The organism is Bradyrhizobium sp. USDA 4452 (genome assembly GCF_054063575.1).
Map to the genome: position 1 here is coordinate 3,513,862 of NZ_JBSSGK010000001.1, position 12,732 is coordinate 3,526,593.

At 64.4% G+C, this 12,732-nt stretch carries 7 protein-coding genes and 1 pseudogene; 7 read left to right on the plus strand and 1 reads right to left on the minus strand.

Features of this window, described 5'->3' with window-relative positions; genetic code table 11:
* Nucleotides 1-103: 103 nt before the first annotated feature.
* The 6 genes and pseudogenes from ACVISU_RS16880 to mscL all read left to right on the plus strand — a co-directional run.
* Nucleotides 104-1,195, plus strand: coding sequence for a helix-turn-helix domain-containing protein (locus ACVISU_RS16880; RefSeq protein WP_456707656.1), 1,092 nt, complete (start codon nucleotides 104-106; stop codon nucleotides 1,193-1,195).
* Nucleotides 1,196-1,228: 33 nt separating this feature from the next.
* The gene (locus ACVISU_RS16885; protein WP_456707657.1) at nucleotides 1,229-2,374 is read left to right on the plus strand and encodes an acyltransferase family protein; all 1,146 of its coding nucleotides are present in this window, start codon (nucleotides 1,229-1,231) and stop codon (nucleotides 2,372-2,374) included.
* Between the two features lie 177 nt (nucleotides 2,375-2,551).
* Entirely contained in the window at nucleotides 2,552-4,519 is a 1,968-nt protein-coding gene (locus tag ACVISU_RS16890; RefSeq protein WP_456707658.1) for a methyl-accepting chemotaxis protein, read from the plus strand.
* Nucleotides 4,520-4,592: 73 nt separating this feature from the next.
* On the plus strand, nucleotides 4,593-5,081 hold the full coding sequence (locus tag ACVISU_RS16895; RefSeq protein WP_456707659.1) for a DUF1801 domain-containing protein: 489 nt from the start codon (nucleotides 4,593-4,595) through the stop codon (nucleotides 5,079-5,081).
* Nucleotides 5,082-5,337: 256 nt separating this feature from the next.
* Complete coding sequence (locus ACVISU_RS16900) at nucleotides 5,338-8,604, plus strand: adenylate/guanylate cyclase domain-containing protein (protein ID WP_456707660.1); 3,267 nt, start codon at nucleotides 5,338-5,340, stop codon at nucleotides 8,602-8,604.
* A 27-nt stretch (nucleotides 8,605-8,631) separates the two neighbouring features.
* Nucleotides 8,632-8,775 (plus strand): annotated as a pseudogene (gene mscL / locus ACVISU_RS16905) (large conductance mechanosensitive channel protein MscL); the annotation flags it as partial.
* Nucleotides 8,776-9,012: 237 nt separating this feature from the next.
* Here mscL and ACVISU_RS16910 read toward each other — a convergent pair.
* Complete coding sequence (locus ACVISU_RS16910) at nucleotides 9,013-11,127, minus strand: putative bifunctional diguanylate cyclase/phosphodiesterase (protein WP_456710836.1); 2,115 nt, start codon at nucleotides 11,125-11,127, stop codon at nucleotides 9,013-9,015.
* Between the two features lie 585 nt (nucleotides 11,128-11,712).
* On the opposite strand from ACVISU_RS16910, the gene mepA reads away from it, so the two are divergent.
* Nucleotides 11,713-12,660, plus strand: coding sequence for a penicillin-insensitive murein endopeptidase (gene mepA / locus ACVISU_RS16915; RefSeq protein ID WP_456707661.1), 948 nt, complete (start codon nucleotides 11,713-11,715; stop codon nucleotides 12,658-12,660).
* Nucleotides 12,661-12,732: the final 72 nt, after the last annotated feature.

Genomic DNA, 12,732 nt, shown 5'->3' on the forward strand with positions numbered 1-12,732 from the left:
CGGACGGTGAGGAGCACATCCATGCAACGATCGGCCTTTCGCAGTGTCTTGCGGCCTTGCATCCGGCTATTGTTCACGTCGGAAAGGCTTTGAAGGTTCACCAATGCTGCTCGAAACCGGGCTCCGAGGCGCCGCACTGGCGCTGATCGGCCTGCTTGCGATCATCGGTCTTCCCGGCACGCTTCGATCGTCGATCGGTCGCGCCACACTGCTGTTCGACCTGTGTGTCATCGCGTTCCTCGTCGAAACCGCTCCCGGACTACATGACGGGCTCGCCTGGTGGATCGTTCCGCTGCGGATTCTCAGCAACTCGATCGCAGGCATTTTCGTCGTGTGGGCCGAGACGGTGTTCGGGGATGCATCCGAGGCGACGCCATGGCGGTGGGCGGTCTTCGTTGCCGTTTTGCCGCTCGCGGCGGTGGCGACCTTGTCCGGCTCGAGCCTGGCGTGGAATGCGACGCATGCCGTGACGCTCATCGTGGTGGTGATCGAAACCGCCCGGGTGCTTGCAGGACGCAAAGCAGACCTGGTCGAGGGGCGGCGACGCTTCAGGATCATCTTCGCCTGCGCCGTGGGTCTGGTCATTCTGGCAACGACGCTGCTCGACGCAGTAGGTGTCGGCTGGCTCCCCGGGCTTTCGGCCGTGCTGGGCCTCGCCATCGTTGCCGCCATGACACGCCTGCGTGCCGTCATGCCCGAGCCGACGCTCGATCCGGCACCGGCAGCGCGAGGGGCCCCGACGATCCCGATCGCGGCGAGCGACATGAGCGCCGAGGAGCGCCAACTGGCGGAGCGGCTGCGGCGGGCGATGGAGCAGGACCGTGCCTACCGCGACCCGGAGCTCTCGGTGGATCGACTGGCCGAGCGGTTGGGCGTGCCTGAATATCGTCTCCGGCGAACGATCAACCAGCGCCTCGGCTATCGGAACTTCACTGATTTCGTCAACGAGCACAGGCTGAAGGAGGCGCGGCAGGCGTTGTCCGACCCCGCGCAAGCCCGCGTCCCGGTCCTCACCATCGCCCTCGATGCCGGTTGGGGATCGATCGGCCCGTTCAATCGCGCCTTCAAGGCCCAAACCGGCCAAACGCCGACTGAATTCCGCCGCCGCGCGCTGGCCGATTTCGCAATCGGCGATAGTTTGCCGGTATCGGCCAGGTCCGACACGGCTTCCGGCAAGACCCCGACCTCGGCATGAGGCCTGATCCCGGCGCAAACCGGAGGACGGGTCATGCCTGGAGAGAGACCGAGCCATCGCCTGCTCTATATCGACAACCTGCGTTGGTCGGCGATCAGCATGGTCGTCGTCATGCACGCGGCCGTGACCTACTCGCCCTTTGGCGCATGGTATTACCGCGAGCATCCGGAGCTGGGTATCGGAGCGAAGATCGGCTTCGCCGCCTATCAATCCTTCCAGCACGCGGTGGCGATGGGTCTGCTGTTCGGCCTGGCGGGCTTCTTTTCAGCCGGCGTCATTGCACGCAATGGCGTCCGTCACTTCGTCCGCGAGCGGCTGCAAAGACTTGGCCTGCCATTGCTGCTCTATGTGACCTTGATTGGCCCGCTGACTGAGTATTTCGTCGCGGGGTCGTGGCGGTCCGACCCGCCGCGAACGTTCATCCAGGACTGGTGGCTGCACTTTCGTTCGGGGGAACTGCTCGACGGCTCGGGGCCCCTGTGGTTCTGCCTGGTGCTTCTCCTGTTCTCCGCCGTCTACGCAGTGCTGTGCCAGGTGCGCCCGATCCAGTTCGCGCCGCGTGATCCGCCTTCGGCAGCGGCCGTGCTGGGTTACGCGGCCCTGATTGCCATCGTGACCTTCGTCGTCGGCGCGGCCTTTCCGAACGCGACGACTGTTCTCAACGTCGATGTGCACGACTTTCCGCAATACCCCTTCATGTATGCCGCCGGAATTGCCGCATGGAAAGGCGACTGGTTCCGCCAGATACCATCACGCGTCGGAAGGCGCTGGTGGTGGAGTGGCCTTTGGATCGGCGGCGCGCTGTGGATCATCCTCATCGCTACTGGCGGCGCCATGCGCGGCGACGTGTCCTCCTATGGCGGGGGCTGGCACTGGCAGGCTGCCGGCATCGACGCCTGGCGCTCATTCACCTGTGTTGCGCTCTCGTTGGGGGCAATCATCCTCTATCGAGACCGCTTTGACGGCCAGGGACCCATCGCGCGCTTCCTGACGCGCAATGCGTTCGGCGTCTATGTCTTGCACGCGCCGATCCTGGTTGCGATCACGCGCTTGCTGCACCTTCTCCCTGCTTCAATTGCCGTCAAATTCGCAGCCGCCAGTCTGGGGGGCATCCTGGCAAGCTTTCTCGTTGTCGGGTTTGTGGCCCGGCGAACGCCTGGCTTGCGCGCAGTTCTCTGAACGTCTGCCTGCGGTCCGGCTGAATCAGCCAAACCTCAGCTCGATTGAGCCGCATGGTACGAAAGTAGGCACCGGCACGATGCTGCCGGCGCGAATTTTCGGCGGTGCAACACCCGGTTGTTAAGCTTTTTCTGAGACTTTGCGGCCGGCGCTAATGCCTGGAGTCCCGCTCGTCCCATGTTCACGCTTCGATCGATTGCCGCCCGCCTGATTCTGGCGATTTCACTGACCGTTGCGGTCGCCTGTGCGATTCTCGGCGGCTTCTCCATCAGCCAGCAGCGGGCGCTGACCCGGCTCGCGCTCGATCAGCAGCTCAAGCTGCAATATGACAGCGTGATTGCGGCGATCGACTATGAAGGCCGCACGGCGCTCGCGGTTTCCGCCGTCATCGCCGCCCTGCCGCCGGTCGAGGATGCAATCGCCAAGGGCGACCGCGACGGCCTCGGCAAGCTGCTCGGCGCGCCCTGGGCCTCGATCAAGGCGCAGGGCATCCCGCTGATCTCGTTCTGGCAGGCCCCGGCGACCAGCTTCTACCGGGTCCACACGCCGAAAATCTTCGGCGACGACGCCTCTACACGGCGCATCACCGTGGTGGAATCGATCAAGGCTGGCAAGCCGATCGTCGGCGTCGAGCCCGGCCGCGAAGCGCTTTCGATCTTCGGCATGACCCCGGTCATGCGCGACGGCAAGACGCTGGGCAATGTCGACATCGGCGTCGCCTTCGGCAAGGAATTCGTCGATCGCGCCAAGAAGCGCTTCGGTATCGACCTTGCCGTGCATTCGTTCGACGGCCAGAAATTCAGGCGGCTGTCGTCCACCTTCGGCGACACCGTGGTCGCGACCCAGGACGAGCTCAAGAGCACAATGAATGGCGCGGCTCTGCTGCGCGACGCCACGCTCGACGGCCATGCGGTGGAGCTCTATCTCGGCCAGATCAAGAACTATGCCGGCGAACCGGTCGCCGTGCTCGAGATCGTCAAGGACACCAGGGACTATGAGGCCGCGGCCGCGAGCGCGCAGCGCAATCTGATCGTCGGCGTGGTCGCGATCCTGGCCGCGGCCGTGCTGCTCGCGTTCCTGCTCGGCCGCGGCCTGTCGCGGCCGCTGACCGCGATCACCGCCGTCATGAACCGCCTGTCCAGCGGCGACACCAGCGTTGCGATCCCCGGCAGCGAGCGCCGTGACGAGCTCGGCACCATGGCGAAGGCGGTCGACGTGTTCCGCCGCAGCATGATCGAGACCTCTTCGCTGCGCGATGCACAGGAGGCCGACAAGGTGAAGGCTGCGGCCGACAAGCAGGCGCTGCAGCGGCAGATGGCCGACCGTTTCGAATCCGACGTCAAGGGCATGGTCGCCGCCGTCGCGCAATCATCGAGCGCCATGCAGCGCGTCGCGGGCGAGATCGCCAGCAGCGTCAACGGCACCTCCGAACGGACCGCGGCGGCAGCCGCCGCGTCCGAGGAGGCGTCCGCCAGCGTCAACGCGGTGGCGGCCGCAACCGAAGAGCTGGCCTCTTCGATCACCGAGATCGGCCGCCAGGTCACCCATTCCAGCCGCGTCGCCGACAATGCCGTGGCCAAGGCGATGGAGACCACCGAGATGGTGACGAGCCTTGCCGCATCCGCCGAGAAGATCGGCGACGTGCTGCGCCTGATCAGCGCGATCGCCAGCCAGACCAATCTGCTGGCCCTCAACGCCACCATCGAGGCGGCCCGCGCCGGCGAGGCCGGCCGCGGCTTTGCCGTGGTCGCCGCCGAGGTAAAGGAACTGGCGAGCCAGACCGCGAAGGCGACCGACGAAATCGCCGGCCAGGTCGGCGCGATCCAGTCTGCTACCGGCAATTGCGTCAGCGCGATCGGCGACATCAGCGGCACCATCCGCGAGATCTCGGGCATCGCGACCGCGATCGCCGCCGCCGTCGAGCAGCAGGGCTCGGCGACGCGGGAGATCGCCCGCAGCGTGCAGCAGGCGTCCTCCGGCACCCTCGAGGTCTCCGCCAATATCGCGGGCGCGAGCGAGGCCGCCGGCCAGTCCCGCGCCCTCACGGGCAATGTGCTGGATACATCGGGCCAGCTCGGCGATCACGCCTCCGCGCTGTCGCACAGCGTGGATACGTTCCTCGCCGGATTGCGCAACGCGGCCTGAGCGGTCGCGGTCTGGATGACGTTCAAGGCGCTGTGGTAGACAGACGTGGGACGTCCTCCTCGTGGAGCCTACCATGCGCAAGCCGGCGACATCGACCAGCAAGGCGGCACGAGGACCGCAAGCGAAGGCTGATGCGCTGTTCGACGGATACCCTGCCCCCGTGAAGACAAAACTGCTGGCGCTGCGGCGGCTGATCTTCGAGACCGCGAAGACGACCAAGGGCGTCGGCGCGCTGGAAGAGACGCTGAAATGGGGGCAGCCGAGCTACCTCACGCCGGAGACCGGCAGCGGCAGCACGATCCGGATCGATCAGGTGAAGCCGGCCGCTGGCCAAGTTGCGATCTACTTCCACTGCCAGACCAATCTGGTCGAGACCTTCCGCGAGCTCTATCCCGAGCTCAGCTACAGCGGCAACCGCGCGATCCTGCTCGATGTCGACGGCCGGCTTCCGGAGGTAGCGCTGCGCCACTGCGTGGCGCTGGCGCTGACGTATCATTTGAACAAGCGGAAGCCGAGCGACCGGCTACAATACTTTCCACCGCCGTTGCGTGGAACGAAGTGACGAAGAAGTCCATCTAGCTTCGCGTGAGGCTGGGGCGCGCATCTATCAATCCGAGACCCCCGCTTTCGAGGAGAAGCGGACACGCGGTGCAGACCGCGGGGATGCCGCCTTGTGGCCATTGCAGAAGTTGACCAACGACTGCTTCTGGAGGCAACGTCATCGGCCAAAAGGAAATGAGGCGGCCGGCGTTTTCTCGGAACTTTCCTGCTTGATCCCGCGACACCCTCACGCCAAATTGCAATCGGTTGAGGAGCGAATGCAACAGATCGAAGAGTGGCTTGAGAAGCTGGGCATGTCTGCTTACGCCCAGCGGTTTCGCGAAAATCGGATCGATATCTCCATCCTGGGTGAACTCAACGACCAAGACCTTCGGGAACTGGGCATCGTCCTCGGCGATCGCAAGAAGATCCTCCGTGCAATCCGCGAGTTGCACGCCTCCGATAAGTCCTCCGCGCCGTATACGGAGTCGGTCTCTGATACGGCCGAACGGCGCCAGCTAACGGTCATGTTCTGCGATCTCGTCGGCTCGACAGCCCTATCGACGCAGCTCGATCCGGAGGATTTGCGGAAGATCATCGGTGCATACCACCGCACCTGCGCAGCCGTCGTCGAACAGAACGGCGGCTTCGTTGCAAAATATATGGGCGACGGCGTGCTGGTGTATTTCGGCTATCCACGGGCCCACGAGCACGATGCGGAGCACGCTGTGCAGGCAGCACTTGGGCTCGTTGCTGCGGTCGGAAAGCTCGAAACGGCGACCTCCGGCCGACTGGAGGTGCGTGTCGGGATTGCAACGGGACTGGTCGTTGTCGGAGACATCGTCGGCTCTGGAGAGGCCCAGGAACGCGGCGTTGTCGGCGAAACGCCGAATCTGGCGGCCCGCTTGCAGGCCGTCGCGGGGCCTGGAATGGTCGTGATCGCGGACGCAACGCGACGGCTGGTCGGCGATCTATTTGTGCTGACGAGTCTCGGGGCACAACAGCTCAAGGGGCTAGCTGGACCGGTTCAGGCCTGGGCCGTCCACGGCACCAACGCCATCGATGGCCGCTTCGACGCCCTTTATCGTCGCGGATTGGGAGCCCTCGTCGGACGCGAGCGCGAATGTGCGGTGCTGGAGCAGAGCTGGTCCAGAGCTCGAGCGAACGCCGGGCAAGTCGTCATCATTGCCGGCGAGGCCGGCATCGGCAAATCGCGCCTGGTGGCTGCCATTCTGGAGCATGTCGCCGCGGATGCGCCGACGCAGCTGCGCTACTACTGCTCTCCGCAGCACACCAATTCGGCGCTTTATCCAATCGTCAAGCAGATGGAACGACGCGCGAATCTTGCGCGCGAGGATGATGCGAAAACGAGACTCGACAAGCTTGATGCGACCCTCGGCCGCTCATCCGCACCTATCGCACACAGGGCAGCGCTTGCCGACCTGCTTCAACTCGCCAATGACGGCCGGTATTCCACCGACGAGCTGACGCCAGCGCTGCGCCGCCAACGAATGCTGGAAGCGATCGTGCTGGATATCCAGAGCCAGGCCCGCTCCAATCCGGTTCTGATGATATTCGAGGATCTGCACTGGATCGATCCGACCAGCCTCGAACTGCTTGGTCAGCTCATCGAGGCGATTGTCGCCCTTCCCGTGTTGCTGGTTGCGACGTTTCGACCCGAACTTGCACCACCCTTGGCCGCTCGGCCTCATATCACGGCGATGACGATCACCCGGCTTGGTGCGCGCGAAACCGAAGCTCTGGTTGATGAGGTGATCGGAGAGCACCCCCTTCCGGCACACATTCGCAAGGAGATCATCGATCGCGCCGACGGAATACCGCTGTTTGTCCAGGAAATGACCAAGGCCGTGCTGGAGGCAGGCTCCGAAACGCGTCTCGTCGGGGCAATCCCTGCGGCTGCAAGTGCGGTGCCGGCCACCCTTCACGCATCTCTGATGGCACGCTTGGACCGGCTCGGCCCCGCCAAGGAGGTTGCACAGATGGCAGCCGCAATCGGTCGCGACTTCAGCCATGCGTTGATCGCCGCCATCGTACCACTGACGGAGTCCGAGCTGAACCGCGCGCTCGACCGTCTCGTCGATGCGGGATTGCTGTTTCGCCAGGGCGACCCGCATGATTCGAACTATGTCTTCAATCACGCGCTGATCCAGGAGGCCGCCTATGGCACGCTCCTGCGTGAGAAGCGCCGCGCGCTCCACCTTGTGCTTGCCGAGACCATAGAAATCGATTTCGTCGACATTGCCGAGAGCCAACCGGAAGTGCTGGCCCGGCATTGCACCGAAGCCGGCCTGCTAGAAAAGGCGGCACACCTGTGGAGCAAGGCCGGAAGGCGGTCGCTTTCCCGGTCGGCGCTCGTCGAAGCGGCGGAACAGCTGGCACGTGCCCTTGACCTGATCGCCAGGTCGCCCGAGACAGCCTCGTTGCGCCGTGAGCGAATCTCGTTGCAAATCGAGCTTGCCAACGCTCTGATCCACACCAAAGGCCATGCTGCTCCCGAGACAAGAGCGGCTTTCGATCAGGCGCGCGCCTTGATCGAGCATGCAGAGAAGCTCGGGGATACGACGGACGATCCCATCGTGCTCTTTTCGGTGCTTTACGGATTCTGGGTGGCAAGCCGCATGTCGTTCCACGCCCATGTTACGCGGGAGCTGGCTGCCCAATTCCAGGCCCTCGCTGAACAACGGCAGGCAAGTACACCAACGATGATCGGGCATCTCTTGATGGGAATTTCCCTCGTGCTCGCCGGAGACCTGGCTGCCGGCTCAGCCGAGCTCGATCATGTCGTTACGACGTACTGTCACGCCGAGCACCGCCCGCTTGCAATGCGGTTTGGCCATGATGTTCTCGTCTCCGCATTGGCGTGGCGCGCCTTTTCGCAGTGGACGCTGGGCCGCACCGATGCCGCGACGGCCGACCTGGAGCGCGCTATCCGCGAGGCACGCGAGTTTGGCCACGCCGCAACGCTCATGTATGCGCTGGCCCATGTGTCCCTCACTCTCATCTACATGGGCAAACTCGGCTCCGCGGCCGAACTCGCTCGCGAGCTTATGCAGCTCGCGGACGAGAAGGGATCACGCTTCTGGAACGCTTACGGCAAGCTGTTGCGCGGTCGGGTGCTCGCCCTTGAGGGGCAGCACCACTCTGCCGCTGATATGATCGAGGCCGGGATTTCGGGTATGCGATCCACCGGCGCCACCGCCTATGCGCCGTGGTATCTCAGCATATTGGGAGCGACATACGCTCGGATCGGAAGGCTTGGCGATGCGCAACGCTGTAACGAAGAGGCGTTGCTGAGGATCAGCGAGAGTGGCGAATGCTGGCAGGAGGCGGAAGCCTATCAAATTGCGGGCGAAGTGGCACTGGCGTGCGAACCGCCGAATGTGGAGCAGGCGCGGGCTCATTTCGAAAGGTCACTGGTCGTTGCGAAACAACAGATGGCCAAATCATTCGAATTGAGGGCGGCCGAAAGCCTCGCCCGACTTGCCCGAAAGCCAGGAAGCGGGCCCGAAAACCCGATTCGCTAACATCCACACATGGCCCGTTGCCGACGTGGAGGACTGGATTTCGAGAATAGCTTTCTCGGCTTGAGCGGCGCGGTGACGGCCACAAACTTGGTCGATGCGAGGAAGCAGCGGGCTGTTCTGGCCTACGGCGACTTCCTGACGACAGTGATCAATTTCTCGTTCTGTACTTTCTCGTTCGCACGGAAGTCGCCGTTACGAAGAGGCAAGTTTCGTCCCATGAGCTAGACGATCATGAACAATGTCCGAGTCCGGCCCTTTGCGGACATCTACTTAAGCGTCGTCGATGTCCGCTCTTTCATGTCAACCGGAACCTCGCTATTCTCGCGCACGCGCGTACCGGCTTTATGAGTACACGCCCCGGATGGATTGGTTCACTGCGCTCGCAATGACGCAATCGAAGCAGCTTCGCTACGCCACCAGCGCGGTGGCGACGCGCTGCGCCTTCAGCAGGCTGACGACTTCGGCATTCGGCCGCGCGCGGCTGAACAGAAAGCCCTGGCCCTCGTGGCAGCCCTCGGCGCGCAGGCAGCTCAGCTCCGCCTCGGTCTCGACGCCCTCCGCGGTGATGGTGACGCCGAGCCCGATGCCGAGGCTGACGATCGAACGCACGATCGCCTGCGCGTCCGGATTGGCGCCGAGGTCGCGCACGAACGACTGGTCGATCTTGATCTTGTCGAACGGGAAGCTGCGCAGATAGCTCAGGCTCGAATAGCCGGTGCCGAAATCGTCCATCGACATCCGCACCCCGAGCGCGCGCAGCGCATGCAGCGTCGCCAGCACCTGGCTGCTCTTCTCGAGCAGCAGCGTCTCGGTGATCTCGAGTTCGAGCCGCCGCGCCGGCAGGCCGGATTGCCGCAGCGCGTCGGTGACCAGCGCCAGCAGGTTGCCGGTGCGGAATTGCAGCGGCGACAGATTGACCGCGACGCGGACGTCGTCGGGCCATTGCGCCGCGTCCATGCAGGCGCGATGCAGCATCAGCGAACCCAGCGGATTGATCAGACCGGTCTCCTCGGCCACCGGAATGAACTCGCCGGGCGAGATCATGCCGCGCTCCGGATGCGGCCAGCGCACCAAGGCCTCGAAGCCGGTGATGCGTCCGCTGGTGAGGTCGACCAGCGGCTGGTAGTAGGGCCGCAGCCCTTCATTCTGGATCGCATCGCGCAGGTCGATCTCGATCTTGCGGCGGCTCTGCGCGCGCGCATCCATCTCGGCCTCGAAGAACGAGAAGGTGCCGCGGAACTCGCTCTTGGCGCGCGACAGCGCCATGTCGGCGCTCTTCAAGAGCTTTTCGGAATCCTCGCCGTCGCCCGGTGACATCGCGATCCCGATGCTGGCGCCGACCACCACCGAATGGCCATCGAGCAGATAGGGTTCGCCGATCGCATCGAGGATCCGCCGCGCCAGCAGCACCGCGTCTTCGGGCCGCATCACGCCGCCTTGCACGATGGTGAACTCATCGGAGTTGAGCCGGGCCAGTGCGTCTTCCTCGCGCAGCGTCGAGCGCAGGCGCTTGGCGACCCCGCGCAACAGCTTGTCACCGATGCCGTGGCCGAGCGTGTCGTTGACCGCCTTGAAATTGTCGAGCCCGAGCATCAGCACCGCGACCTTGTCGGTGGAGCGGCGGGTGTGCTGCAACATCTCCTCCATCTGCTGGCGCAGCAGATTGCGGTTCGGCAGGCCGGTCAGGCTGTCATGCTGGGCCATGAAGGCCAGCCGCGCCTCGGCGCGCTTGCGTTCGGTGATGTCCATCAGCGCGAGCAGCATCGCCGGCTGATCGCCATGCATCAGCTGGCGCGAATAGATCGCCAGGTCGATCAGCGTGCCGTCCGCGCGCACATGCTTCCAGGTCCGCGCCGCCTGCTCGTCGCTGCTGCGGCCTGAGGCCCAGGGCAGCTCGGCATCGAACGCCTGCAGGCTCTTGATCGTCATCTTCTCGAATTCGGCACGAACGTAACCATAGTGCGCGATCGCGGCGTCGTTGACCGCCAGAATCTTCTCGCCGTCGAGCGCGCACAGGATCATCGGCACCGGGTTGCCGTCGAACAGCAGGCGGAACGACGCCTCGCGCTGCTTCAATTCGGTGATGTCGACGCGCAGGCCGACGATGCCGCCATCCGAGGTCAGCCGCTCCTCGATCAGCACCACGCGGCCATCGGCCAGCACCTGCTCATGCCGCTCGCCCGGCTGGTACATCTTCTCGAGCCGCTCGGCGATCCACTCTTCCTCGCGCCCGGCGGCCTCGGGATAGTCGCCGCGCGCGACGCCGATGCGGATGGTGTCTTCGAGGCGCGCGCCCTGCTCGAACAGGTCGGAACTGCGCTTGTAGATTTCCGCGTATTTCTTGTTCCAGAGGGTGTAGCGGCCTTCGGGGTCCAGAAACACGATGCCTTGCGGCAGGATGTCGATCGCCTCGCGCAGCCGCGCATTGGACTTGCGGGCCTCGGCGATCGCAGCGTCGGCCTGCGCGCGCTGGCGCACCAGTTCGCTGATCTCGACCGCGCTGCGGCGCGAACTGCCCGACATCTTCGGCATCGGCCTCACCCGGCGGCCCTGAGGACCTGATAGTTTGGCCTGTTTCGGTTTCTTGATCTTCTTCGGCCGCATCATCGGTATCGCACGCCCCACGCGCATTTCAATTCGGCGACATATCTGCGATAAGTCTCTGAAAAATTGGTATCTCTCGGCAAATAGCTGCGCTGCTTGAGAAGCTGCGGCATGCCTGCTTTGCAGGCGAGTTCACGACGAACGCCAGTGGCGCGCCGTCAGCAGGCGGCCCACAACGCAGATTTACGGCATGGACGCGGCGGAGTGTGGTGAAGGAAGGGTAAAACGGCGCGCGATTGCACAGAAAGCACGTCCGACGCATCAATGTTTGCCAGTGTGTGACAGGGTTATCGCGAGGTAAAGGCGGCACAGGCAAAGGAACAGGGGCAACCTTCGAGTCCGAGCCAAAGCGGTTTGGCCATGCGTATCGACTCCGGACGGAAACCACCGCGCTCATGAAAATCAACGGCGCGTCGATCGTCAGCGCACATCAAGCGAATGGGATGAAAGCGCGGTTCGCCTGCCTCGAATCCATGTTAGCCTTGCGCAGACAGAGTGATCCGAATGACACCCCGCCTGCGTCTGATCCCGTTCCTGATCGCCACCCTGCTCGCCTGCACCATCTCCGCGCGGGCGCAGGACAAGGGCTCGCTCAATCCGCAGCCATTGCCGCCGCTCGCCAACCCTAACGATCCGACGATCGGGGCGAAGCAGCTGTTCGCGCGCAAGATGCTGCCGGCGGCGCTGCCGACCCAATCGATCGGCGGCTACACCAAGGGCTGTCTCGCCGGCGCCGCGCAGATGCCGCTCGACGGCGCCACCTGGCAGGTGATGCGCCTGTCGCGCAACCGCTATTGGGGCCACCCCGCCATGATCGCGCTGTTGAAGCGGCTTGCGGCCAACGCCCACAGGGATGCCGGCTGGCCCGGCATCCTGGTCGGCGATATCGGCCAGCCGCGCGGCGGCCCCGCGCTGTCGGGTCATGCCAGCCACCAGATCGGGCTCGACGCCGATATCTGGCTGACGCCGATGCCGGACCGCAAATTGTCACGCGAGGATCGCGAGGAGATGTCGGCAGTGATGATGGTGCGCGACGACCGGCTCGATATCGATCCGCGCGTGTTCACGCCGGCTCACGTGCTGGTGATCCGCGATGCCGCGCGAGAGCCGGCCGTGCAGCGCATCTTCGTCAATGCCGCGATCAAGAAGGCGCTGTGCCGCGAGGCCAAGGGCGACCGCAGCTGGCTGTCGAAGATCCGGCCGTGGTGGGGCCACGACTATCACTTCCACATCCGCATGCGCTGTCCGCCTGGCAGCCCGGCATGCGAGGCGCAGAAACCGCAGACGGAAGGCGAAGGCTGCAAGCCGTCCGATCTCGCCTTCTGGTTCAAGGACTCCGTGCTGCATCCGAAGCCACCGCCGAAGCCGCCGAAACCTCGCCCGCCGATGACGCTGGCGCAGATGCCGGCGGAGTGCAAAGCGGTGCTGAACGCTCCCGACGCCAAACAATAACATTCAGAGCAATAACATCTTCGTCAGGCGGCTATGCCGGCCGGGTTATACTGCGTTATGATCCCGCGTCGT